At 62.4% G+C, this 23,642-nt stretch carries 19 protein-coding genes and 2 pseudogenes; 11 read left to right on the top strand and 10 right to left on the bottom strand.

Going from position 1 to position 23,642, the window contains the following annotated elements:
* Positions 1-210: 210 nt before the first annotated feature.
* The 6 genes from etfB to M1B34_RS26195 all read right to left on the bottom strand — a co-directional run bounded on the left by etfB (position 211) and on the right by M1B34_RS26195 (position 7,928).
* Entirely contained in the window at positions 211-981 is a 771-nt protein-coding gene (gene etfB, locus M1B34_RS26220; protein ID WP_123327541.1) for an electron transfer flavoprotein subunit beta, read from the bottom strand.
* Between the two features lie 10 nt (positions 982-991).
* Positions 992-2,212 carry an electron transfer flavoprotein subunit alpha gene (gene etfA / locus M1B34_RS26215; protein ID WP_123327542.1) on the bottom strand — a complete coding sequence of 407 codons (1,221 nt, stop codon included), beginning with the start codon at positions 2,210-2,212 and terminating at the stop codon, positions 992-994.
* Positions 2,212-4,161 carry a dimethylglycine demethylation protein DgcB gene (gene dgcB / locus M1B34_RS26210; protein ID WP_268266644.1) on the bottom strand — a complete coding sequence of 650 codons (1,950 nt, stop codon included), beginning with the start codon at positions 4,159-4,161 and terminating at the stop codon, positions 2,212-2,214. Before dgcB ends, etfA begins: the two co-directional genes overlap by 1 nt.
* Positions 4,162-4,270: 109 nt before the next feature.
* Positions 4,271-6,331 carry a dimethylglycine demethylation protein DgcA gene (gene dgcA, locus M1B34_RS26205; protein WP_123327544.1) on the bottom strand — a complete coding sequence of 687 codons (2,061 nt, stop codon included), beginning with the start codon at positions 6,329-6,331 and terminating at the stop codon, positions 4,271-4,273.
* Between the two features lie 14 nt (positions 6,332-6,345).
* Complete coding sequence (locus M1B34_RS26200; RefSeq protein WP_123327545.1) at positions 6,346-6,876, bottom strand: 4-vinyl reductase; 531 nt, start codon at positions 6,874-6,876, stop codon at positions 6,346-6,348.
* A gap of 74 nt (positions 6,877-6,950) precedes the next feature.
* On the bottom strand, positions 6,951-7,928 hold the full coding sequence (locus tag M1B34_RS26195) for a dipeptidase (RefSeq protein WP_123327546.1): 978 nt from the start codon (positions 7,926-7,928) through the stop codon (positions 6,951-6,953).
* A 235-nt stretch (positions 7,929-8,163) separates the two neighbouring features.
* Here M1B34_RS26195 and M1B34_RS26190 point away from each other — a divergent pair, with 235 nt between their 5' ends.
* From M1B34_RS26190 to M1B34_RS26180, 3 genes and pseudogenes are all read left to right on the top strand, one after another.
* Positions 8,164-8,565: a lysozyme inhibitor LprI family protein gene (locus M1B34_RS26190; protein WP_123327547.1), complete on the top strand. Its 402-nt coding sequence runs from the start codon at positions 8,164-8,166 to the stop codon at positions 8,563-8,565.
* Between the two features lie 168 nt (positions 8,566-8,733).
* A pseudogene (locus M1B34_RS26185) lies at positions 8,734-8,868 on the top strand (helix-turn-helix domain-containing protein); the annotation flags it as partial.
* A gap of 33 nt (positions 8,869-8,901) precedes the next feature.
* Positions 8,902-9,315 carry a DUF3010 family protein gene (locus M1B34_RS26180; RefSeq protein ID WP_123327548.1) on the top strand — a complete coding sequence of 138 codons (414 nt, stop codon included), beginning with the start codon at positions 8,902-8,904 and terminating at the stop codon, positions 9,313-9,315.
* A 6-nt stretch (positions 9,316-9,321) separates the two neighbouring features.
* On the opposite strand, the gene M1B34_RS26175 is transcribed toward M1B34_RS26180, so the two are convergent.
* Entirely contained in the window at positions 9,322-10,296 is a 975-nt protein-coding gene (locus tag M1B34_RS26175) for a GlxA family transcriptional regulator (RefSeq protein ID WP_268266643.1), read from the bottom strand.
* Positions 10,297-10,491: 195 nt separating this feature from the next.
* Between M1B34_RS26175 and choX the strand changes: the two genes are divergently transcribed.
* The 5 genes and pseudogenes from choX to M1B34_RS26150 all read left to right on the top strand — a co-directional run bounded on the left by choX (position 10,492) and on the right by M1B34_RS26150 (position 14,600).
* On the top strand, positions 10,492-11,436 hold the full coding sequence (gene choX / locus M1B34_RS26170) for a choline ABC transporter substrate-binding protein (protein WP_268266642.1): 945 nt from the start codon (positions 10,492-10,494) through the stop codon (positions 11,434-11,436).
* An 86-nt stretch (positions 11,437-11,522) separates the two neighbouring features.
* The gene (gene cdhC / locus M1B34_RS26165) at positions 11,523-12,410 is read left to right on the top strand and encodes a 3-dehydrocarnitine:acetyl-CoA trimethylamine transferase CdhC (protein WP_268266641.1); all 888 of its coding nucleotides are present in this window, start codon (positions 11,523-11,525) and stop codon (positions 12,408-12,410) included.
* A gap of 113 nt (positions 12,411-12,523) precedes the next feature.
* Positions 12,524-13,489, top strand: a complete 966-nt coding sequence (locus tag M1B34_RS26160; RefSeq protein WP_268266640.1) for an L-carnitine dehydrogenase — start codon at positions 12,524-12,526, stop codon at positions 13,487-13,489.
* A 104-nt stretch (positions 13,490-13,593) separates the two neighbouring features.
* On the top strand, positions 13,594-14,070 hold the full coding sequence (locus M1B34_RS26155; RefSeq protein ID WP_268266639.1) for a thioesterase family protein: 477 nt from the start codon (positions 13,594-13,596) through the stop codon (positions 14,068-14,070).
* Between the two features lie 267 nt (positions 14,071-14,337).
* Positions 14,338-14,600: pseudogene (locus M1B34_RS26150) on the top strand (hypothetical protein).
* An 81-nt stretch (positions 14,601-14,681) separates the two neighbouring features.
* Here M1B34_RS26150 and gbdR read toward each other — a convergent pair.
* Together gbdR and M1B34_RS26140 are read right to left on the bottom strand one after the other, a co-directional pair.
* Entirely contained in the window at positions 14,682-15,785 is a 1,104-nt protein-coding gene (gene gbdR, locus M1B34_RS26145; RefSeq protein WP_123327555.1) for a choline metabolism transcriptional regulator GbdR, read from the bottom strand.
* Between the two features lie 518 nt (positions 15,786-16,303).
* On the bottom strand, positions 16,304-17,680 hold the full coding sequence (locus M1B34_RS26140; protein ID WP_123327556.1) for an L-serine ammonia-lyase: 1,377 nt from the start codon (positions 17,678-17,680) through the stop codon (positions 16,304-16,306).
* A gap of 430 nt (positions 17,681-18,110) precedes the next feature.
* On the opposite strand from M1B34_RS26140, the gene M1B34_RS26135 reads away from it, so the two are divergent.
* The 3 genes from M1B34_RS26135 to choV all read left to right on the top strand — a co-directional run bounded on the left by M1B34_RS26135 (position 18,111) and on the right by choV (position 21,144).
* The gene (locus M1B34_RS26135) at positions 18,111-19,058 is read left to right on the top strand and encodes a choline ABC transporter substrate-binding protein (RefSeq protein WP_123327557.1); all 948 of its coding nucleotides are present in this window, start codon (positions 18,111-18,113) and stop codon (positions 19,056-19,058) included.
* A gap of 65 nt (positions 19,059-19,123) precedes the next feature.
* Positions 19,124-19,969 (top strand): choline ABC transporter permease subunit, encoded by an 846-nt coding sequence (choW, locus tag M1B34_RS26130; RefSeq protein ID WP_123327558.1) that lies wholly within the window; start codon positions 19,124-19,126, stop codon positions 19,967-19,969.
* Positions 19,966-21,144 carry a choline ABC transporter ATP-binding protein gene (gene choV, locus M1B34_RS26125; RefSeq protein ID WP_268266638.1) on the top strand — a complete coding sequence of 393 codons (1,179 nt, stop codon included), beginning with the start codon at positions 19,966-19,968 and terminating at the stop codon, positions 21,142-21,144. Before choW ends, choV begins: the two co-directional genes overlap by 4 nt.
* Before the next feature lie 151 nt (positions 21,145-21,295).
* On the opposite strand, the gene M1B34_RS26120 is transcribed toward choV, so the two are convergent.
* Complete coding sequence (locus tag M1B34_RS26120) at positions 21,296-23,236, bottom strand: BCCT family transporter (RefSeq protein WP_268266645.1); 1,941 nt, start codon at positions 23,234-23,236, stop codon at positions 21,296-21,298.
* Positions 23,237-23,642 lie beyond the last annotated feature (406 nt).

Below are 23,642 nucleotides of genomic sequence, written 5' to 3'. Positions count from 1 at the left end.
ATATTCGCGCAGGTTGCGAGGGTTCTGTAGGAGCTGGCTTGCCAGCGATCAGCAATGCCCAAGACATGCGCTAAACCCCGAGGCCGCTATCGCCGGCAAGCCGGCTCCTACATTATTCGCGCAGGCTGCGAGGGCTCTGTAGGAGCTGGCTTGCCAGCGACCAGCGATACCCGAGACATGCGCTAACCCCCTAAGCCGGCACCTACGGAGTCAGCGGACGACGCCTTCTTCGATCAACAACTTGAGGATCGCTTCGGCGCCCGCTTCCGGGGTGAGGTCTTTGAGCACTTGGCCGGTGCCGCCGCTGGCTTTGGCAGTGGCGGCTTTCATGCGGTCGGCGCCGCTCTTGGCCTTGATCACTTTCAGGCGTTTAGGGCGAGGCTTGGCCGGTTGCAGGCTGGAGGCTGTGAGTAACTCATCCTCCACCACCATCACCTGATCTGCCTGCAGCAACCCCCGACGCGCCGGGCCGTAGGCGCTCTGGCGCGGCTTGGGCGCAGCGTTATCCACAGTGGCGAGGAATGGCAGACGCACCTTGAGTCGACGCCGCTGGCCACGAGGCAAGGCTTGCAGCACCTGGGCCACACCGCCGGAGATGGACTCCACTTCAGCCAGGCCCACCACCAGCGGCCAGCCCAGGCCTTCGGCCAGCAGAAACGGCAACATGCCCGAGCCTTCCCCCGTCTCCGCCTGGCTGCCAGTCAGCACCACCTGGGCACCGGCATCGCGCAGGTACTGGGTCAACGCCGGCAGCGCATCGGCGCCCGCCGGCTGTTCCAGCACATGCAATTGCTCCAGGCCCATGCCCAGATAAGCCCGCAACGCCGGCTCGGCCACGTCCCCGGCGTGCAGCACCTGGAGGTTATCCCCAGCCAGTTGCAGCCCCAGTTCCACGGCCCGCGCATCCTGCTCGGCACGCCGTGGACGGCCGGACGTAGGGTGGGCACCAATCGATACCAGGCTGATCACATTGCTGTTCATCACTGTCCCCTTAAGCCGCGTCGCGCTTGGCGCCGTTGCGGTAAGCCGCTACCGCCGCGATCAAGGCTTGAAGAATCTCGGCGCTGTCGCCAATCACCGAAAGATCGGCGCGTTTGATCATGTCGCAACCCGGGTCGAGGTTGATCGCCACCACCTTGTCGCAGGCACCAATGCCTTGCAGGTGCTGGATCGCCCCGGAAATCCCCACCGCCACGTAAACCCGGGCGGTGACCCAGATCCCGCTGGCCCCCACTTGCCGGTCGCGGCCCATGAAACCGTCGTCCACCGCCACCCGTGAAGCCCCCTCGGTGGCGCCCAGGGCGGCCGCGGCCTGGTGAAACAAAGGCCAGTCCTTGACCCCGTTGCCGCCAGAGAAGATGAACTCAGCCTCGGCCATGGGAATCGCCGCGGGGTCCACCGCCACCGCGCCCAAATCCTCGATCCGCGCCAAGCTGCGGGCCACGCTTGTGGATAATTCCACCGGCAGGGCCTCGTGGCGGGTTTCGCTGACCGGCTCCGCGCATTCCGCAGCTGCCAGGATCAGCCGTGCAGCGGGCCGCGCCAGGTCCTGCAGGCCGGCACCGGCACGGCCGATGCACTGCCCGTCCTTGACCTGCCAGACCCGGGTCGCCGGGCGCTCGCCCAAGGCCGCGGCAAAACGCCGGCCCAGCTCACCGCCACCGGAGCGGCTGTCAGGCAGCAGCCAGTGACGGGGGTTGAATTGGTTATCCACAGCCCGCAGGCCCTGCACCCGTTGTTCCGGTGCATAACCGTCGAACTCGCTGCCGTCCAGCACCAGTAGGCGATCGACGCCGGCCGTCTCAAAGGCCGACTCTTTGTGTTCGCCAAACACCACCGCCAGCACCGCACCGTCCTGGCCCGCCAGTTGATGGGCCAAGCCCAGCAAGTCGCGGTCGTGGCTGCTCAGGCGGCCACCGACCATGTCCGGCACCACGCTGATGTAGAACGCCGGTTGTGCCACCTGGTGCAATGGCAGCTGTACTTGCGCGGCCGCCGTGCGCTTGGTCGTGCCGCCCTGCTGGGCGCCACTGCGGTCGATGCGCTTGAGGCCGTTGGGGCCGATAAACCCGATGCCGTGGGGGTTCTTGCGGATCAGCCCGTTGGGCCCCATCCAGCTGTGCTCCACAGCCTGCATGGCCGCGTGCAGCGGGTGCAGACGGTTACGGGCAATCCATTCGGCCCGGGGATCGCGGCGGATAATGTCGCTCATCAGTGCACCTCCGCAGGTTCTGGCTTCACCGAGGCCGGCACTTTGCTCGGCGCGGCGTCTTCAAGCAGGGCATCGGCCACCAGTTCGGCGATGTCTTTGATCAGGGGCCGAGGCTCGACCACCCCTTCGAGCATCGCCGTGCACTGTGGACAACCCACGGCCACCAGTTCTGCGCCGGTTTCGCGGATGTCGTCCATGCGCATGTCGGGGATTCGCTGCTTGCCCGGGATGTCGGTGATCGGCGCGCCGCCGCCACCGCCGCAGCAACGGGAACGGAACCCCGAGCGCTGCATCTCCTTGACCTCGATACCCAGGGCCCGCAGCACGTCGCGCGGCGCTTCGTACTCACCGTTGTAACGGCCCAGGTAGCAGGGGTCGTGATACGTCACGCTGCTGCCCTTGTGCTGGCCCAGATTAAGGGCTCCGGCACCAATCAGCTCGGCCATGTAGGTGCTGTGGTGCTGCACCTGGTAGTTGCCGTCGAAGGCGCCGTATTCGTTTTTCAGCACGTGGAAGCTATGGGGGTCGCAGGTCACGATGCGCTTGAAGCTGTACTTGGCCAGGGTCTGGATATTGCGCTTGGCCAACAACTGGAAGGTCGCTTCGTCCCCCAGGCGTCGGGCCACATCACCGCTATCGCGTTCTTCCAGGCCGAGCACGGCGAAGTCCACCTTGGCTGCCTTGAGCACTTTGACGAAGGCCCGCAGGGTGCGCTGGTTGCGCATGTCGAAGGCACCGTCGCCGACCCAGAACAGCACGTCGGTGGTTTTCTTGTCGCTGAGCAGGGACAGGTTCAGGTCCGCTGCCCAGTTCATCCGACCACCCGGGTTGAAACCGCCGGGGTTGTCGGTGGCAATCAGGTTTTCCAGGACTTCGGCGCCCTTGTTCGGCGTGGCGCCTTTTTCCAGGGTCAGGTGGCGGCGCATATCAACGATGGCATCGACGTGCTCGATCATCATCGGGCACTCCTCGACGCAGGCCCGGCACGTGGTGCACGACCACAGGGTCTCGGCGTCCACCAGGCCGTTGACGATGGGCTGGTGCGGATTGCCGCCATGTTCGCCAATGGCTTTGCCAGGGTAAGGGCTGCCGGCGAACTGCGCATCGGTGCCGCCAGCCAGGCCGACCACCATGTCCTGAATCAGTTTTTTCGGGTTCAACGGCTGGCCGGCAGCAAAGGCCGGGCACGCCGCTTCGCACTTGCCGCACTGCACGCAGGCGTCGAAACCCAACAGTTGGTTCCAGGTGAAATCCTTGGGTTTTTCCACCCCCAGGGGAGCAGACGGGTCTTCCAGGTCCAGGGGCTTGAGGCCCGTGGAACGGCCGCCACCAAAGCGCTCCGAACGTCGGTGCCAGGCCAGGTGCAGGGCGCCGGCGAAGGCGTGCTTCATGGGCCCGCCCCAGGTCATGCCGAAAAACATCTCCGACACGCCCCAAAGCACGCCAAGCGCGAGGACTGCGGCCAACAGCCAGCCGCCGAAATCCGCCGGCAGAATGCCCGCCACCGGCAAGGTCACGAGGAAGAAGCTCACCGAGAACGCCAACAGGCTTTTCGGCAAGCGCATCCACGGCCCCTTGGACAGGCGTGCCGGTGGGTTGCGCCGGCGCTTGGCGACAAACAGCGCGCCGACAAACATCAGCGTGGTGGCCAGCAGCAAGGCGTAACCGAGGATGCGGTTATGCAGGCCGAAACCGTGCACCAGGATCGCCAGTACGGCAGCCAGGACAAAGCCGCCCGCCGTGGCCACGTGGGTATTGGCGATGTATTTGTCCCGGGCCACCACATGGTGCAGATCCACCATGTAGCGCTTGGGCATGGCCAGCAGGCCGCCAATCAGGTCGACCTTGGACGCCCGACCGCGGCGCCACATGGCCACACGGCGCAGAGCGCCAAGGACCGCAAGGCCCAGGGCGGCGAACAATAGGAGGGGAAGAAGGGTGTTCAACATCACAGTCACCTCTGGCGAGGTGCAAGCAGCAAGCTTCAAGCGGCAAGAAAGAGCAATGCTGAACGCCCGCTTTCACTTGCAGCTTGCAGCTTGAAACTTGCAGCTGCCGCTAAAAATCCTTACAGAGCCGAAGTGCGTCATAGATAGCGGCATGCGTATTGCGCTGGGACACACAGTCACCGATGCGGAACAGCAGGTAGCCCTCTCCCGCTTCGCTCAGGCACGGTTGCGGTTTGATCGCGAACAGCGCCTCGACGTCCATCTGGCCCTTGTTGCGCGAACCTTCCTTGAGCCCGTAATACAGGGCTTCGTCAGGACGCACGCCGTTCTCCACCACCACCTGGTCCACCACCCGCTCCTCGCGGGCGCCGGTGTATTCGTTCTCCAGCACCGCCACCAGCTTGTCGCCTTCGCGGTAGACCTTCTCCAGGGTCAGGTCCCCGGTCATGATCACTTCCTTGGGGTACAGGCTGCGGTAGTAGGTCGGGAACGAGGTGCCGCCCACGGCGATGCCCGGCTTGATGTCGTCGGTGACGATCTCCACTTGCGAGCCTTTGTCGGCGATGAAGTCGGTGACCGACATGCCGGTGAACTCACAGATGGTGTCGTAGACCAGCACGTTCTTGCCCGGCGCCACCTTGCCATCGAGGATGTCCCAACTGCTGACCACCAAACCTTCGGCGGCGCCCCAGTGTTCGTTCTGCTCGATGAAGGGATGGCCGCCCACAGCCAGCACCACCACATCGGGGCGCAAGTCGAGGATGGTCGCGGTGTCCGCGGCGGTGCCCAGGCGCAGGTCGACTTTCAGCCGCGCCAACTCCAGTTGGTACCAGCGAGTGATGCCGGCAATCTGGTCCCGTTGCGGGGCTTTGGAGGCGGTGGTGATCTGCCCGCCAATGGCCTCTTTTTTCTCGAACAGGGTCACGTCATGGCCGCGCTCGGCCGCCACGCGGGCGGCTTCCATACCAGCAGGGCCGGCGCCGACCACCACCACTTTGCGCTTGATGCCGGTGGTCTTTTCGATGATGTGCGGCACCCCCAGGTATTCACGGGAGGTGGCGGCGTTCTGGATGCAGAGTACGTCCAGGCCCTGGTACTGGCGGTCGATGCAGTAGTTGGCACCGACGCACTGTTTGATCTGGTCGATCTGGCCCATCTTGATCTTGGCAATCAGGTGCGGGTCGGCCATGTGAGCGCGGGTCATGCCCACCATGTCGACATAACCGCCTTCCAGAATGCGCGTGGCCTGGTTCGGGTCCTTGATGTTCTGGGCGTGCAGCACCGGGACCTTGACCACTTCCTTGATGCCGGCCGCCAGGTGCAGGAACGGCTCCGGCGGGTAGCTCATGTTGGGAATCACGTTGGCCAGGGTGTTGTGGGTGTCGCACCCCGAGCCGACCACACCGAGGAAGTCCAGCATGCCGGTGTCGTCGTAGTACTTGGCGATCTGTTTCATGTCCTCGTGGGACAGGCCGTCCGGGTGAAATTCGTCACCACAGATGCGCATGCCGACGCAGAAATCGTCACCGACTTCGGCGCGCACCGCCTTGAGCACCTCCAGGCCGAAACGCATGCGTTTCTCGAAGGTGCCACCCCATTCGTCGGTCCGCTTGTTGACCCGAGGGCTCCAGAACTGGTCGATCATGTGTTGGTGCACGGCGGACAGTTCCACACCGTCCAGGCCCCCGTCCTTGGCCCGACGTGCGGCCTGAGCGTAGTTGCCGATCACCCGCCAGATCTCTTCCGGCTCGATGGTCTTGCACGTGGCGCGGTGCACCGGCTCGCGCACGCCAGACGGCGACATCAGGGTCGGCCAGTTGAAGCCGTCCCAGCGCGAGCGGCGGCCCATGTGGGTAATCTGGATCATGATCTTGGCGCCATGCTTGTGCATGGCGTCAGCCAGGTTCTGGAAGTGCGGAATGATGCGGTCGGTGGACAGGTTCACCGAGCTCCACCATTCCTGGGGGCTGTCGATGGCGACCACCGAAGACCCGCCGCAAATTGCCAGGCCGATGCCGCCCTTGGCTTTTTCCTCGTAGTACTTCACGTAGCGCTCGGTGGTCATGCCGCCGTCAGTCGCATAGACCTCGGCGTGGGCAGTACTGAGCACACGGTTACGGATGGTCAGTTTGCCGATCTGGATCGGCTGGAACATCGCTTCGAAAGCCATTTTCTTAACTCCGCTTACAACGGTTTGACGACGAACAGGCCATCGTCGTGGCCTTCTTCGGAACCACCGTAAACCTGCTCTGCCACTGTGCGGATCGAGCTGCCGCGGGCTTGGAGAATCTGGTCCATGGCGCCGGCGAACCAGCCGGTGAACATGTAGTCCACCTTGCGCCCGACTTTGCCGTAGACGTAGACGAACGCCGAGTGCTCAAGCTTGACGCTGGCGGTGCCTTGGTCCAGGTCGATGTCCTGGATCTTGAACAGGCCCCAACCGCGTTGCGACAAGCGCTTCATGTAGTGCTCGAACACCGCCACGCCTTCCAGGCCATGGCATTCGGCTTCTTTTTCGCACCAGTGCCAGGCGGACTTGTAGCCGGCCTTGTAGAGGATTTCAGCGTAGGCTTCAGCGCCCAGCACTTCCTCGATGCCCATGTGGTTATTGACGAAGAAATGCCGTGGCACGTAGAGCATCGGCAGGGCGTCGGAGGTCCAGACACCGGTTTCGCTGTCGACTTCGATTGGCAATTGCGGGGCGATCTTGGCCATGGAAACTTAACTCCAGAAAATTCGTTTTGATGCCCCGGCGCGGATGGCCGGGGAAAAGAAGTGTCAGCGGTGGCTTACTCGCCCCAGACGTCCTTGAGGACGTTGACCCAGTTCTCGCCCATGATCTTGCGCACCACGCGCTCGCTATGGCCGCGCTTGAGCAGGGTCTCGGTAAGGTTGGGGAACTCGCCCACGGTGCGGATGCCCAGGGGGTTGATGATCTTGCCGAAGTTGGTCAGGCGCCGGGCGTAGCCCTTGTCATGGGTCAGCATTTCGAAGAAATCCTGGCCATGGCCCTGGGTGAAGTCGGTGCCGATGCCGATGGCGTCTTCACCGACGATGTTCATGGTGTATTCGATGGCTTCGGCGTAGTCGTCGATGGTCGAGTCGATGCCTTTGGCCAGGAACGGCGCAAACATGGTCACGCCGACAAACCCGCCGTGATCGGCAATGAACTTCAACTCTGCATCGGACTTGTTGCGCGGGTGCTCCTTGAGCCCCGACGGCAGGCAGTGGGAGTAGCAGACGGGCTTCTTGGATTCGAGGATGACTTCCTCGGAGGTCTTGGAACCGACGTGGGACAGGTCGCACATGATGCCGGCACGGTTCATTTCCGCGACCACTTCACGACCGAAACCCGAGAGACCGCCATCACGCTCGTAGCAACCGGTACCCACCAGGTTCTGGGTGTTGTAGCACATCTGTACCACGCCCACGCCGAGCTGCTTGAAGATCTCCACGTAGCCCAATTGGTCTTCAAAGGCATGGGCGTTCTGGAAGCCGAAGATGATCCCGGTCTTGCCCTGCTCCTTGGCCCGGCGGATGTCGGCGGTGGTTTTGACCGGGATCACCAGGTCGCTGTTGTCGCGAATCAGTTTCTGGCTGGCGACGATGTTGTTGATGGTGGCCTGGAAGCCTTCCCACACCGACACGGTGCAGTTGGCCGCGGTCAGGCCGCCCTTGCGCATGTCCTCGAACAGCTCGCGGTTCCACTTGGCAATGATCAGCCCGTCGATAACGATGCTGTCGGCGTGTAATTCGGCTGGGCTCATCAGGCTGTCCCCTTTTAGGCGATTCATGCGCCGAATCGTCTGCCGGCGCTTTGGGGTCAGCATATGCTTGAGGGCCGGGGCGACCGGGTGCAAAAACGACAGGGGAATTGCCGAAAGCGTCAACAGGCGACAAAGGGCCTGCAACCGGGCTATCGGGCCATCTGTTCTTTAGCCGGGGCTTACGCCAGAATTCGCCCCATCAACGGATGCTTCACTGGATTAGGGCGACGCTGCGATGAAACCGATTTTCCTGGCTTTGGCACTGATGGCGACCGGCGCACAAGCCGCCGAAGAGGCTGACAGCTCGCCATGCGACGGCGTCGAGAACGACGTGCAGACCCTGGAATGTGCCACCTACAACCGCACCACCGCCGAACAACTGCTCAACGACAACGTGCAGGGCCTGCTAGAGCGCCTAGGCACCCTGTACGGCCACGACAAGGCGCAACTCAGCGACGTCAGCGCCAAGGTCAAGAATGCCCAGCAACTGTGGCTCAAGCAGCGCGACGCCGATTGCGCGATCGAAACCTTCCCGGCCAAGCCCGGCAGCAAGGCCTACACCATCGCCAACAACGACTGCTTGTCGCGCATGAGCGACGAGCGCTCGGAATTCATCGAGTCCATCGCCCAGGAATAACCCCGTCGCCAACGCCGTTGTAGGAGCCGGCTTGCTGGCGAGGGGCCCTTCAAGATCGCCAGCGCTGGCAAGCCAGCGCCTACAGGATGGGTGAGGACCGACCCACTACCTGATGGGCAACATGTGGACAACGTTGCAGGGTTGCCAGTCCACACAGCGTCAGTAAGCGAAGAAGTCGCCACACGCCTGGGGGTTTCCCGACCGGCCTACGCCCAACAGGAAAGCGTGGCCAAGCCGCGCCGCGCCACCCGCGAGAAAATCGCCCAGGCATTTGGCATTCGCGCCGACCAGTTGGAGCTGTAAGCTGCACGCCATTACCGAATCTAAGGAACGCTCATGAGCATCTGCGGCATCGAAATCAAAGGCAGTGAAGCCATCTTCGCCATTGCCTCCTTGCAGGGCGACGCGCTGCAGCATGTGGCCATCGCCACCAAGAAAATCGCCCTTGAAGACGATGACGAAGCGGCCAACGTCAAGGCGTTCGCAGCCCAGGTCGCGGCCTTTGTCAGTGAGAACGGTATCAGCCGCCTCGCCATCAAGAAGCGCAGCAAGAAAGGTGAATTCGCCGGCGGCCCGACCACCTTTAAAATCGAGGGGGTGTTCCAGCTGCTGGACTGCGAGGTCACCCTGCTCTCGCCACAAACCATCAATGCGCAGAATAAAAAGCACAACTTCGAGCTGCCAAGCACCTTGAACAAGTACCAGCACGAAGCCTACAAAACCGCCTGTTCGGCCCTGCTGAAAAAATAACGGCGCCTACTCTATGGGCGCCTGCAGAGGGGCCGTGTGCGCAGCCTCTCGGCGCCGATCCTCCCGTGGGCAGCTGGCAAACCTGGCGCGGTAGCTGCGGGTGAAATAGGACGGCGATTCAAAGCCGCAGGCGATGCTGACTTCCAGCACGCTCATGTCGGTCTGACGCAGCAGTTGTCGGGCCTTTTCCAGGCGCAGCCCCAGGTAGAAGTTGCTCGGTGTGTCATTGAGGTGCAGGCGAAACAGGCGCTCCAGTTGGCGCCGGGTGACCTTGACCAACTCGGCCAGGGCCAGGGTGCTCAGCGGCGGTTCGCTGTGTTGCTCCATTTCGCCAATCACCTGCACCAGTTTCTGGTTACGGATGCCGTAGCGGGTGGCGACCTCCATGCGCTGGTGGTCCTTGCGCGGGCGAATACGCCCCAGCACAAATTGCTCGCTGACCTGGATCGCCAAGGGCGCGCCATGGGCCTGGCCGATCAGGTCGAGCATCATGTCGATGGATGCGGTGCCTCCGGCCGAGGTAATGCGTCGTCGGTCGATCTCGAACAGTTCCTGGGTGACGTGCAACTGCGGGTAGGACTCCTTGAATGCCTCGATCGCTTCCCAGTGCAGGGTCAGGCGATGGCCCTCCAGAAGGCCGGCATCGGCCAGGACCACGCTGCCGGTGTCGATACCGCCCAGGGTGACACCTTCCAGATCCAGGCGGCGCAACCAGTGCACCAAAGGCGCAGTGACGCACTTGAGCGGTTCGAACCCGGCCACCACCCACAAGGTTGCGCCTTTTTTCAGCGGCTCCAACGCAGCATCGGCGTTCAGCGACATGCCATTGCTGGCCAATACCGCCCCGCCGTCGCAGCTCAGCACATGCCAGCGATACAACTCCCCGCGAAAGCGGTTGGCCACCCGCAGGGGCTCGATGGCCGAAATAAAGCCGATGGCGGAAAAGCCCGGCATCAGCAAAAAGTAGAAATCCTGGGACATGAAACGCACTCCGAGGGGCGGGTAGCGTGGAGCCCGTGATACGCCAATCGCCAGCCCCCGACAAGGGCGGAGGTCGCTGCTGTGCAAGAGTGGGTCGCCACTGTGCGCTTTCAGCCGACGCCAGCTGCGTAACGTGGCGGCACCAGCGCACAAAGACGCCGGGACCGACAATAACGACCTGCCGAGGAACCCACCATGAAACGATTGATCAGCAGCTGTGCTCTTGCTCTCAGCGGTAGTGTTTTCTTGAGTTCCGGCGCCATCGCGGCCGATGCCGCCAGTTGCCAGAACGTGCGCCTGGGCGTGGTCAACTGGACCGACGTGATCGCCACCAGCGCCATGACCCAAGTGCTGCTCGACGGCCTCGGCTACAAGACCAAACAAACCAGCGCCTCCCAGCAAATCATCTTCGCCGGCATCCGCGACCAGCGTCTGGACATGTTCCTCGGCTACTGGAACCCGCTGATGACCCAGACCATCACGCCGTTCGTCGAGGCCAATCAAGTCAAGGTCCTGGCCGAACCGAGCCTCAAGGACGCGCGCGCCACACTGGCAGTGCCCACCTACCTGGCCGACAAGGGGCTGAAGACATTTGCCGACATCGCCCGCTTTGAAAAAGAGCTGGGCGGCAAAATCTACGGCATCGAACCCGGCTCGGGGGCCAACACCCAGATCAAGGACATGATCGCCAAGAACCAGTTCGGCCTGGGCAAGTTCCAACTGGTGGAATCCAGCGAGGCCGGCATGCTGTCGGCGGTGAGCCGCGCGGTGAAACGCAACGAAGCCATCGTGTTCTTCGGCTGGGCACCGCACCCGATGAACATCAATCAGAAAATGACCTACCTCACCGGCAGCGAGGGTGCCCTGGGGCCCAACGAAGGCATGGCCACGGTCTGGACCGTGACCGCGCCAAACTACGCCCAACAGTGCCCGAACGTCAGTCGGCTGTTGAGCAACCTGACCTTCAGCGCCGAGGACGAGAGCCGAATGATGCAACCGCTGCTCGACCACAAGGACGCCCTGGAATCGGCTCGGCAATGGCTCAAGGACCATCCGCAAGACCAGCAGCGCTGGCTGGAAGGCGTGACCACCTTCGATGGCAAGCCGGCCGCCGAACACCTGCAACTGACCGCCAAGTAAGCCCAATGCAACCGCGCCTCGCAGCCGTCCCAGGCTGCGAATGGCGCAGCCATGCCCAAAAATCACGCCTGTAAGGAACCTGCACCATGAACCACGACGTCATCATCACCTGCGCACTCACCGGTGCTGGCGACACGTCCGCCAAGAGCCCCCATGTGCCGGTCACCCCCAAGCAAATCGCCGCGGCCGCCGTGGAAGCGGCCAAGGCCGGTGCCACGGTGGTGCATTGCCACGTCCGTGCCCCGCAGACCGGCAAGTTCAGCCGCGACGTGGCGCTGTACCGCGAAGTGATGGAGCGTATTCGCGAAGCCGACATCGACATCATCGTCAACCTCACCGCCGGCATGGGCGGCGACCTGGAGATCGGCGCCGGTGAACACCCCATGGAGTTCGGCCCCAACACCGACATGGTGGGCCCCCTGACCCGTCTGGCCCACGTCGAGGCACTGCTGCCGGAAATCTGCACCCTGGACTGCGGCACCCTCAACTTCGGCGACGGCGACACCATTTACGTCTCCACCCCGGCGCAACTGCGGGCGGGCGCCAAGCGCATCCAGGCGCTGGGGGTGAAGGCTGAGCTGGAGATTTTCGACACCGGGCACCTGTGGTTCGCCAAGCAGATGATCAAGGAAGGCCTGCTGGATAACCCGCTGTTCCAACTGTGCCTGGGCATTCCATGGGGCGCGCCGGCGGACACCACCACCATGAAAGCCATGGTCGACAACCTGCCGGCGGACGCGGTCTGGGCCGGGTTCGGCATCGGCCGCATGCAAATGCCCATGGCCGCCCAGGCGGTGCTGCTGGGAGGCAACGTCCGGGTCGGCCTGGAAGACAACCTGTGGCTGGACAAAGGCGTGCTCGCCACCAACGGCCAATTGGTGGAACGGGCCACGGAAATCCTCAGCCGTCTCGGCGCCCGGGTCCTGACACCCGCCGAAGGCCGCAAAAAAATGGGCCTGACCCAACGCGGCTAACCCGAATCCACCGTCCCTCTGTAGGAGCCGGCGTGCCGGCGAAGGGGCCCGCAAGGTCGCCAACAGTTTCTCTGGCCAGCCAGCCCCTACGGATTGTTTATCTGGAGTACACGATGAGCTTTATCACTGACATCAAAACCTTCGCCGCCCTGGGCAGCGGCGTGATCGGCAGCGGTTGGGTGGCCCGTGCCCTGGCCCACGGCCTGGACGTGGTGGCCTGGGACCCGGCGCCGGGGGCTGAAGCCGGCCTGCGCAAGCGGGTCGCCAATGCCTGGGGTGCCCTGGAACAACAAGGCCTGGCGCCGGGTGCCGCGCAAGACCGGCTGCGCTTTGTCGCCACCATTGAGGAATGCGTGAAAGACGCCGACTTCATCCAGGAAAGCGCCCCGGAACGCCTGGAGTTGAAACTGCAACTGCACAGCCAGATCAGCGCAGCGGCCAAGCCCAACGCCCTGATCGGTTCCAGCACCTCGGGCCTGCTGCCCAGCGAATTCTACGAAGGCTCGACTTACCCGGAACGCTGTGTGGTGGGTCACCCGTTCAACCCGGTTTACCTGCTGCCGCTGGTGGAAGTGGTCGGTGGCAAACGCACTGCGCCGGAAGCTGTGCAAGCGGCGATCAAGGTTTATGAATCCCTGGGCATGCGCCCATTGCACGTGCGCAAGGAGGTTCCCGGGTTTATCGCAGACCGTCTCTTGGAAGCGCTGTGGCGCGAGGCCCTGCACTTGGTCAATGACGGCGTGGCCACCACCGGCGAAATCGACGACGCGATCCGTTTTGGCGCAGGCCTGCGCTGGTCGTTCATGGGCACCTTCCTCACCTATACCCTGGCCGGGGGCGACGCCGGCATGCGTCACTTCATGGCCCAGTTCGGCCCGGCGCTGCAACTGCCCTGGACCTACCTGCCTGCGCCGCAGCTGACCGACAAACTGATCGATGACGTGGTCGAAGGCACCGCCGAGCAACTGGGCCACCACAGCATCTCGGCCCTGGAGCGCTATCGTGATGATTGCCTGCTGGCGGTGCTGGACGCGGTGAAAGCCACCAAAGCCAAGCACGGCATGAACTTCCACGACTAACCCCGTGTAGGAGCTGGCTTGCCAGCGAAGACGCCCTGAAGCCTTGCAGCGCTCAGGTAGACGCCATCGCCGGCAAGCCGGCGCCTACAGACCAGGAGATATTTATGCCTGCGCTTACCCCTTACCGCACCCACGTCATCAGCGATTGGGTCGACTACAACGGCCACCTGCGTGATGCCTTTTACCTGCTGATTTTCAGCTACGCCACCGACGCCCTGATGGACCAACTGGGCCTGGACAGCGAACACCGCGAAGCAAGCGGTCACTCACTGTTCACCCTGGAGCTGCACCTCAATTACCTGCACGAAGTGAAGCTCGACACCCACGTCGAAGTGCACACCCAGATCATCGGTCACGACCGCAAACGCCTGCACCTGTACCACAGCCTGCATAAGGTCGGTGATCCCCAGGAACTGGCCGGCAACGAGCAGATGCTGCTCCATGTCGACCTCGCCGGCCCGCGCTCGACGCCCTTCAGCGAGGCGCTGCTCAATCGCCTGCAGGCCATCAGCGCCGAACACGCCAAGCTACCGCGACCGGCCTACATCGGCCGAGTCATGGCCTTGCCGCCGGAACGCTGAATAGGCGCAAACTCCCGGCAAAAAAAAGCCCCGATCAAGCCGTGACAAGATCGAGGCAGGGAGTGCTGTTGAGGAGCTGTGCGTGAGGGTGACCAAACCGTCCCGGTATCAGCTGAGCCCAGTGTGCACAGTCTGCGACGCCACAAGTTAGCCGAAAACGACCTGTTCATAGGTAAACGGGCCATCGCGACGATTTGCCCTTGCCGCCACTTGGAACGGCTACCAGAATCGGCTCACGACCACGCTCCCTGAAAAAGGATAAGAGTCATGATGCACGCGGATTTGATTGACCAGGACGACCTGCTGGGCCAACTCCGGGCCCTGGGTTTCGAGATGCCGGCCGTGCCAGCGCCGACGAAGCCTGCGAGTGTGCGGTACGGGGTTTGAGCGATGCCCGGGCCAAGGCCCTCAAGGGCATGGTGGAACAGATGCTGACCGGTAACGCGACCATTCTGCCGGCAGTGCGCCAAGCCATCGATCGCCAGTTGCTACCGGCGCTGGCCGAGTATCAGCAACACAAACGCGCCTGATACGGCCACGCCATCCAGGCCAGAAAAAAGGGCTCGGTTTCACGGAAACCGAGCCCTTTTTCATTCAGCCAACGCGCGGGGTCAGAGCCGTACGCTGGCGAAGGTCGACTCGTTGCGTGCCTGGCTCAAGGCCGACAGCGGGCCGGACAACGGCGCCAGCACCAGAGCTTGCGGCAGCGGCATCATCGCTACTTGTTGAGTGGTGTTGGAACCGACGCGCTCGTCACGCGGCGGAATGCCGAAGTACTCGCGGTAGCACTTGGAGAAGTGCGGCGTAGAAACAAAACCACAGACCGAGGCCACTTCGATGATCGACATCGGCGTCTGCTTGAGCAGTTGCCGGGCGCGGATCAGCCGCAGCTTCAGGTAATAGCGTGAAGGCGAACAGTGCAGGTACTTCTGGAACAGCCGCTCCAGTTGGCGTCGCGATACCGCCACATAGACCGCCAGCTCGTCGAGGTCGATCGGCTCCTCCAGGTTGGCTTCCATCAGCGCAACGATTTCCTGCAACTTCGGCTGGTTGGTGCCGAGCATGTGCTTGAGCGGCACGCGCTGGTGGTCCTGCTCGTTGCGGATGCGTTCGTAGACAAACATTTCCGAGATCGCCGCCGACAGTTCACGGCCATGATCACGGCTGATCAGGTGCAGCATCATGTCCAGCGGCGCGGTGCCACCGGAACTGGTGAAGCGGTTGCGGTCGAGGGTGAACAGGCGGGTGCTCATGGCCACACGGGGGAAGGCCTCCTGCATCGAGGCCAGGCATTCCCAGTGCACGCTGCAATCGAAGCCGTCCAACAGGCCGGCGCAGGCCAGGGCCCAACTGCCGGTGCAGACTGCACCCAGGCGGCGCGACTGGCGGGCCTGGCTTTGCAGCCACGACACGTGTTCACGGGTCACGGTGCGCTGGATGCCGATGCCGCCGCAGACGATCACGGTGTCCAGGCTCGGGGCTTTGTGCATCGCGGCGTCGGGGGTGATTTGCAATCCGTCGCTGGCCCAGACCTGACCGCCATCGACGCTGAGGGTGGTCCAGCGATACAGCTCGCGGCCGGACAGTTGGTTGGCCATGCGCAGGGGTTCGACTGCGGAAGCCAGGGAAATCAGCGTGAAATTGTCCAGCAGCAAAAAGCCGATGGATTGAGGCGTACGGTTCTGGGGTTGAGCCCCGGAGTTGAACGACGTCATCGCGATATCTCCTCACACAAAGCGGGTGGTGGCCTCAGGCGGAGGCTCTTGTTATTGCCATTGCTCTTGGGAGCCGGGCTTTGTCATGACAGAGCAATTGCCATGCCTAAAGTTGAATGGGTATTCAATAACTCCTGAAAACGACATCGGAGAGCGTCTATATAAGCCGCGTACAGAGTGTGGGTTATAAGCGTCACGAAGGCCGATCAGCGCCCTGACCCGGGTGCTGTGAGCAAATAGGTAGCACTTGTGGGAACGGCGTGTCGCGGCGTCCGCGAGGAGTGTCACCACAAGCACAGGCGACGGGTGGTCGCGTCCATAGAATGGCAGAGCGCGCCACCCGGGACTTATCCAAACGCGACGCGCCAAAAGGTGGCGCATCGCGGCACGCGTGGGCAATTTGCGCGCAGCACCCCACGAGCAACCGTCCACTGTAGGCGCTGGCTTGCCAGCGATAGCGTCCTTAAGGGCAATGCATGGCTTGAGGGCCTATCGCCGGTAAGCCGGCTCCCATGGAGTCAGCATTCCACGGCGCTGACGGCCAGGCCGCCGCGGGAGGTTTCCTTGTATTTGTCGTGCATGTCGGCGCCGGTGTCGCGCATGGTACGAATCACCCGGTCCAGGGAGATGAAATGCTGGCCATCGCCACGCAAGGCCATCTGCGCCGCGTTGATGGCTTTCACCGCAGCAATCGCGTTGCGCTCGATGCACGGCACTTGCACCAGGCCGCCCACCGGATCACAGGTCAGGCCCAGGTTATGTTCCAGGCCGATTTCCGCGGCGTTGCACAGTTGTTCCGGGCTCGCCCCGAGGATCTCCGCCAAGCCGGCCGCCGCCATGGCGCAGGCCGAGCCGACTTCACCCTGGCAACCCACCTCGGCACCGGAGATCGACGCGTTCTTCTTGCACAGGATCCCCACGGCCGCGGCACCGAGGAAATAGTCCACGACGTTGGCCTCGGTCACGTATTCGCTGAACTTCATGAAGTAGTGCAGCACCGCCGGAATGATTCCCGCCGCGCCATTGGTGGGGGCCGTGACCATGCGCCCGCCCGCAGCGTTCTCTTCATTGACCGCCAGGGCAAACAGGTTGACCCACTCCATGGCACTCAAGGTCGAGCCGATGACGTTGGGCTTGTTCAGCTCCTGCAGGCTGCGGTGCAACTTGGCGGCACGGCGGCGCACATTCAGCCCGCCCGGCAGAATGCCTTCGTGCTTCAGGCCTTGCTCGACGCAATCCTGCATGGCCCGCCACAAGGTCATCAGGCCGCTGCGGATCTCCTCTTCCGAACGCCAGACCTTCTCGTTGGCCAGCATCAGTTCGGCCACCCGCAGGTTGTGCGTGCGGCACAGACTGAGCAGCTCCACTGCACTGGAAAAATCGTAAGGCAACTCGGTGCGATCCAGGTCCACCACGCCGCTGCTGGCCTGGGCCTGATCGACGACAAAACCGCCGCCCACCGAATAGTAGGTATCGCGATACAACTCACCGCCCTCACCTTCGGCCACCAGGGTCATGGCGTTGGGGTGGAACGGCAGATTTTCGTCGATCAGGCGCATGTCCCGGGACCAGATAAAGGACAGCGGCAAGCGACCATCGAGCATCAGGGTGTTGGTTTCCCGCAGTTGCTGGATGCGCGGGCCGATCTGCGACGGGTCGATTGCATCCGGCCACTCGCCCATCAGCCCCATGATGACCGCGTTGTCGCTGCCGTGGCCGATGCCGGTGGCCGACAGCGAGCCGAACAGTTGCACTTCGACCCGCCGTACACGTTCCAGCAGGCCCTGTTCCCGCAACCCCTGAACGAACAACGCGGCGGCCCGCATCGGGCCAACGGTGTGGGAACTGGAGGGGCCGATGCCAATTTTGAACAGGTCGAAAACGCTGATTGCCATGCCTGCGAAACTCCTCGATGAGCACAGTCCAGGCGCCGAAAACGCCCGGTGACGGAGCTGCTACGCTCAAGCTGCAATCCGTCGAGAGAACTTCATCATCCGGCTTTTACGCTGAGGTTCGACGTCTCACACCGACCCACTCATGCCCACTAACGTCGCTCGGCGACAAGGGTGGTTTTTGCGCGGTTTTTGCGGCTCAGATGCCCGTAAAACCACGAAAAAAACACTGTAAGCGACCTCATCGACACTGGATGCGACCCTCCCTGTACTGGATACGACGCGCCCTGTAGGCGTCAGATTTTCACTGGTACATGATCGTCTCGACTCGATTGCAAGGCACTGTGGCAGAGCTGTCGCAGACGCCCCAACCGCCACACTGATAAGTGCGGTCCCAACGCCGCCAAAAAAGAACACCAAGGAGTCTCCCCCTATGAAAGGTTCCCCGTCGTTGTTGTTGGCTGCCATGCTGAGTCTGCCGCTTCTGGCGAACGCCGCAGAGCCGGCCCAATGCAGCACCGTAAACTTCTCCGATGTCGGCTGGACCGACATCACCGTCACCACCGCCACCACCAGCGTGGTGCTGGACGCCTTGGGCTACAAAACCAAGACCACGATGATTTCCGTGCCGGTGACCTACAAGTCCCTGGCCGATGGCAAGAACATGGACGTGTTCCTCGGCAACTGGATGCCGACCATGGAAAACGACATCAAGGCCTACCGCGAAGCCGGCACCGTCGAGACCCTGCGCGCCAACCTGGAAAACGCCAAGTACACCCTGGCGGTCCCCGAGGACCTGTACAACAAAGGCCTCAAGGACTTCGCCGACATCGTCAAATTCAAGAAGGAACTGGACGGCAAGATCTACGGCATCGAGCCGGGCAACGACGGTAACCGCCTGATCCAGAGCATGATCGACAAGAACGCCTTCGGCCTCAAAGACGCCGGCTTCAAAGTGGTCGAGTCCAGCGAAGCGGGCATGCTGTCCCAGGTCGATCGCGCCCAGCGGCGCGCCACCGCGGTGGTGTTCCTGGGCTGGGAACCGCACCCGATGAACACCCGCTTCAAGATGAAGTATCTGACCGGGGGTGACGACTACTTCGGCCCCAACTTCGGCCAGGCGACCATCTACACCAACACCCGCAAAGGCTACGCCCAGGAGTGCAGCAACGTGGGTCAGTTGCTGAAGAACCTGTCGTTCACCCTGAACATGGAAAGCACCCTGATGGGCAATGTGCTGGACGACAAGATGAAGCCTGATGCGGCCGCCAAGGCCTGGCTGAAAAATAACCCGCAAGTCCTCGACACCTGGCTTGCCGGCGTCACCACCATTGACGGTAAACCTGGCCTGGAAGCCGTGAAAGCCAAACTCGGGTTGTAATCGCTTACGCCGGGCGGGTTTGCCCGCCCGGGCTGTTTTTTCCTTGCATGCGGACGTTCGATACCATGCTTATTGATCAGAAAATCCCCCTAGGCCAGTACATCGCTGCCTTCGTAGAATGGCTGACGCAACACGGCGCCAGTACATTCGATGCGATTGCCACGACCCTGGAAACGATGATCCACGGTGTGACCTTTGCGCTGACCTGGTTCAATCCGCTGGCGTTGATCGGCCTGATTGCCTTGCTCGCGCACCTGATTCAACGCAAATGGGGGCTGACGGCGTTTGTCGTCCTGTCGTTCCTGCTGATTCTCAACCTGGGTTACTGGCAAGAGACCATGGAAACCCTGGCCCAGGTGCTGTTCGCCACCCTGGTCTGCGTGTTGATCGGCGTGCCTCTGGGTATCGTCGCCGCGCACAAACCGCTGTTCTACACCATGATGCGCCCGGTGCTCGACCTGATGCAGACCGTGCCCACCTTCGTCTACCTGATTCCAACCCTGACCCTGTTCGGCCTGGGCGTCGTACCCGGGCTGATTTCCACCGTGGTGTTCGCCATCGCTGCGCCGATCCGCCTGACCTACCTGGGCATCCGCGATGTACCACAAGAGTTGATGGACGCCGGCAAGGCCTTTGGCTGCTCGCGCCGTCAGTTGTTGTCGCGCATTGAGTTGCCCCACGCCATGCCGAGCATTGCCGCCGGCATTACCCAGTGCATCATGCTGTCGCTGTCGATGGTGGTGATCGCCGCCCTGGTCGGCGCCGACGGCCTGGGCAAGCCTGTGGTCAACGCCTTGAACACCGCCGACATCGCCCTGGGCTTCGAAGCCGGCCTGGCGATCGTATTGCTGGCAATCATGCTCGATCGCATCTGCAAACAACCTGACGCCAAAGTAGGGGGTGACGCATGAGCATAATCCGCTTCGATAACGTAGACGTTATCTTCTCCAAGGATCCACGGGAGGCGCTCAAGCTCCTGGATCAAGGCATGACCCGCAACGAAATCCTGAAGAAAACCGGGCAGATCGTGGGCGTGGAAAAGGCCAGCCTGGACATCGAAAAGGGCGAAATCTGCGTGCTGATGGGCCTCTCCGGTTCCGGCAAGTCGAGTCTCTTGCGCTGTATCAACGGCCTCAACACCGTGAGCCGCGGCCAATTGTTCGTCGAGCATGAAGGGCGGCAGATCGACATCGCCTCCTGCACCCCGGCCGAGCTGAAAATGATGCGCACCCAGCGCATCGCCATGGTGTTCCAGAAGTTCGCCCTGATGCCCTGGCTGACGGTGCGCGAGAACATCAGTTTCGGCCTGGAAATGCAGGGCCGACCGGAAAAGGAACGGCGCAAGCTGGTGGACGAAAAGCTGGAGCTGGTGGGCCTGACCCAGTGGCGCAACAAGAAACCCGACGAGTTGTCCGGCGGCATGCAGCAGCGGGTGGGCCTGGCCCGCGCCCTGGCCATGGATGCCGATATCCTGCTGATGGACGAACCCTTCTCGGCCCTCGACCCGCTGATCCGCCAGGGCCTGCAGGACGAGCTGCTGGAGCTGCAACGCAAGCTGAGCAAGACCATCGTGTTCGTCAGCCACGACCTGGATGAGGCGCTGAAACTGGGCAGCCGTATCGCCATCATGAAAGATGGGCGGATCATCCAGTACAGCAAGCCGGAAGAGATTGTCCTCAACCCGGCGGACGACTATGTGCGCACCTTCGTCGCCCACACCAACCCACTGAACGTGCTCTGCGGGCGCAGCCTGATGCGCACCCTGGACAACTGCAAGCGGGTCAACGGTTCGGTGTGCCTGGACCCGGGTGGTGATTCCTGGCTGGACCTAGCCGACGGCAATACCATCAAGGGCGCACGCAAGAACGGCGCGCAAATGGACTTGCAGAACTGGGCTCCGGGCCAGTCGGTGGAAGGCCTGGATCGCCGCCCGACCCTGGTGGACTCCAACATCGGCATGCGCGACGCCTTGCAGATCCGCTACCAGACCGGCAACAAACTGGTCCTGCACGACAACCAGCAAGTGGTGGGGATCCTCGGTGACAGCGAGCTCTACCACGCCTTACTCGGCAAGAACCTAGGCTGAGGGGCAGACACAAAAACGCCGCGAGCAATCGCGGCGTTTTGTTTTAGCGGCTGTGATCGCCATGACCTTTGTAGGAGCCGGCTTGCCGGCGAAGCGGTGTTCAGCAAGACCGCGGTGCAGCCATCGCTGGCAAGCCAGCGCCTATCTTGACTCAGCTATAGACACGGCTAAGGAGCTGCCGATGGCTTTCAAACTGATCGAGCACATCACGGGTGATTTGCTCAGGGGTGAAGCCCATCAAGTCGTACTCCTGGCTGCCGTTGTGCAGGTAAACCTCGGCGCGGTAGTAGCGCGTGCGCTCTTCCTCGGCGTCGGTGGACTCGCTCGGCGCCGCCAGGTAACCATCCAGGCTCACCTCGTAGACAAAGGGGTTACCCTCTTCCATCTCGACTCGCACGCCCATGCAACGCTTGGACTTGCCCAGCAGGGTCTGCACATCCAAGCCTTGGGCCCGCAACAGCACCGCCGCCTCTTCAAGGGCCGGGGTGACCTTTTTATCCATAAAACGCTGCACCACCGACTGGGTCGGTTGCAGGTCCAGCTGGGTCAGTCGCTCGCTGAAACCACGACGACCGCGGGCGGCCAGTTCCGCCTGCTCCAGCTCGATCTGAGTGTCCTGGCGCATGGCCTTGTGCAAGCCGAACATAAAGCACACCAGCACCACCGAGAACGGCAAGCCGGCCAGCACCACCATGGTTTGCATGGCTTCGAAATTACCGGCAAACAGCAAACCGATGGTCACCAGGGTGATGATCACCGACCAGAAAATCCGCAGCCAATGGGGGGCGTCTTCATCGACGTTGCCGCCTTTGCACGAAAGGTTGGCCATCATCACCGCTCCCGAGTCTGCGGGGGTCAGGAACAGCACGAAGCCGACAAAAATCGACACGCCGATGACCACTTTCGACGCTGGGTAATGCTCCAGCAACTGGTAGATCGCCATGGACGGCTGTTCCAGCGCCGTCTTGCCCAGCTCCACCGCCCCGTGGTTCATCACCAGGTCCAGGGCCGAGTTACCGAAGATCGACAGCCACGCCAGGGTGAAGCCCAGGGGAATCAGCAACACGCCTGCCACCAGCTCACGCACCGTGCGACCACGGGAAATACGCGCAATGAACATGCCGACGAAAGGAGCCCAGGAAATCCACCAAGCCCAGTAGAACAGGGTCCACAGGCCCAGCCAGCGATCAGACTTTTCGCTGTCGCCTGCATACACATACAAGTCGAAGGTCTTGAGCACCACACCGTTGAGGTAGTCGCCGATGTTCTGCACGAAGCCATTGAGCAGGTGCAGGGTCGGGCCGCACAGCAAGACAAAGATCAACAGGCCGCTGAACAGCACGATGTTCAGGTTGGACAGGCGGCGGATGCCGTTTTCCACACCGGACACCGCCGCGATGGTCGCCACAGTACTCATGACGATGATCACGATCAGCAGGTTGGTGTTGCTATGGGCGATGCCGAACAAGTTTTCCAGGCCGGACGACACCTGCAACGCGCCGATGCCCAGGTTGGTCACCAGGCCCAGCAGGGTCACGAACATGCCGAAACCGTCCACCGCGTGGCCGGCGGCGCCTTTGACCCAGCGCTCCCCCACCAGCGGGTACAACGCCGAACGCAAGGCCAGTGGCTGGTTGTGCCGGTAGGCAAAGTACGCCACCGCCAGCCCCACCAAGGCATATATCGCCCAGCCGTGCAGGCCCCAGTGAAGGAACGTCAGCTGCACCGCCTGGCGCGCCGCCAGGTTGCTGCCGGCCACGCCTTCAGGCGGATTGAAGTAGTGGTCCAAGGGCTCGGAGGCCCCGAAGTACAAGAGCGAAATACCGATCCCCGAGGAGAACAGCATGCCGGCCCAGGCGCCATAGCTGAAATCCGGGGTGTCTTGCTTGGTCCCCAGCTTGAGCTTGCCGTAAGAGGAAAATGCCAGGCCCACCACAAACACCAGGTAAGCGGCGATCACCACCATGTAGTACCAGCCGAAGCTGCGGGACAGCCAGGCCTGGGCGATGCCCAGCAGTCTGCCGGCATCTTTCGGGGCGTAGATCAGAATGGCGGTCAACAGCAGGATCAGCGCGGTAGAGGTGTAGAACACCCAACCGTTGACCCGCACCTTTTCCGGCGGGGTCTTTATAAGAGAGGCAGAACTCATTGCACAGATGCTCCAGGCAGTGCGAGAGAAGGACACAAGGCAACACGGTCCCCGACTAATCGGTTAGTTGGCAGCCGATCGTCGGGTGATATAAAGACACCCCGAAAAAACCCGAAACCGCAGAAACCGCGTTGCGCACCAGCATCGAAGGTTGGGCATGAACCTACCGTTCAACGCCTGGCCCCCGGAGCGTCCTGCCCCATCAACACGTCCGTTCTCTTGCCGGTCAACGCCATGCCACTGGTCGGTTCTGGTTTTTTCAGAGGCCGCTTTTCCGTCGTCTGCGAGCAGGTGAACCCCTCAGGCAGCGACGATTTGTCGCAGAGCTTATTCTTTGTTGATTGAACGT

The organism is Pseudomonas morbosilactucae, from assembly GCF_023241715.1.
In the GTDB taxonomy this organism is placed as follows: Bacteria; Pseudomonadota; Gammaproteobacteria; order Pseudomonadales; family Pseudomonadaceae; genus Aquipseudomonas; species Aquipseudomonas morbosilactucae.
Note: the sequence above shows the minus strand (reverse complement) of the source record. Positions and strands in the feature narration are given on the sequence as shown.

Coding starts and splice junctions, on each gene's coding strand:
- etfB (WP_123327541.1), bottom strand. CDS start 981: ATGAACAGCAATGTGATCAGCCTGGTATCGATTGGTGCCCACCCTACG.
- etfA (WP_123327542.1), bottom strand. CDS start 2,212: ATGAGCGACATTATCCGCCGCGATCCCCGGGCCGAATGGATTGCCCGT.
- dgcB (WP_268266644.1), bottom strand. CDS start 4,161: ATGTTGAACACCCTTCTTCCCCTCCTATTGTTCGCCGCCCTGGGCCTT.
- dgcA (WP_123327544.1), bottom strand. CDS start 6,331: ATGGCTTTCGAAGCGATGTTCCAGCCGATCCAGATCGGCAAACTGACC.
- M1B34_RS26200 (WP_123327545.1), bottom strand. CDS start 6,876: ATGGCCAAGATCGCCCCGCAATTGCCAATCGAAGTCGACAGCGAAACC.
- M1B34_RS26195 (WP_123327546.1), bottom strand. CDS start 7,928: ATGAGCCCAGCCGAATTACACGCCGACAGCATCGTTATCGACGGGCTG.
- M1B34_RS26190 (WP_123327547.1), top strand. CDS start 8,164: ATGAAACCGATTTTCCTGGCTTTGGCACTGATGGCGACCGGCGCACAA.
- M1B34_RS26180 (WP_123327548.1), top strand. CDS start 8,902: ATGAGCATCTGCGGCATCGAAATCAAAGGCAGTGAAGCCATCTTCGCC.
- M1B34_RS26175 (WP_268266643.1), bottom strand. CDS start 10,296: ATGTCCCAGGATTTCTACTTTTTGCTGATGCCGGGCTTTTCCGCCATC.
- choX (WP_268266642.1), top strand. CDS start 10,492: ATGAAACGATTGATCAGCAGCTGTGCTCTTGCTCTCAGCGGTAGTGTT.
- cdhC (WP_268266641.1), top strand. CDS start 11,523: ATGAACCACGACGTCATCATCACCTGCGCACTCACCGGTGCTGGCGAC.
- M1B34_RS26160 (WP_268266640.1), top strand. CDS start 12,524: ATGAGCTTTATCACTGACATCAAAACCTTCGCCGCCCTGGGCAGCGGC.
- M1B34_RS26155 (WP_268266639.1), top strand. CDS start 13,594: ATGCCTGCGCTTACCCCTTACCGCACCCACGTCATCAGCGATTGGGTC.
- gbdR (WP_123327555.1), bottom strand. CDS start 15,785: ATGACGTCGTTCAACTCCGGGGCTCAACCCCAGAACCGTACGCCTCAA.
- M1B34_RS26140 (WP_123327556.1), bottom strand. CDS start 17,680: ATGGCAATCAGCGTTTTCGACCTGTTCAAAATTGGCATCGGCCCCTCC.
- M1B34_RS26135 (WP_123327557.1), top strand. CDS start 18,111: ATGAAAGGTTCCCCGTCGTTGTTGTTGGCTGCCATGCTGAGTCTGCCG.
- choW (WP_123327558.1), top strand. CDS start 19,124: ATGCTTATTGATCAGAAAATCCCCCTAGGCCAGTACATCGCTGCCTTC.
- choV (WP_268266638.1), top strand. CDS start 19,966: ATGAGCATAATCCGCTTCGATAACGTAGACGTTATCTTCTCCAAGGAT.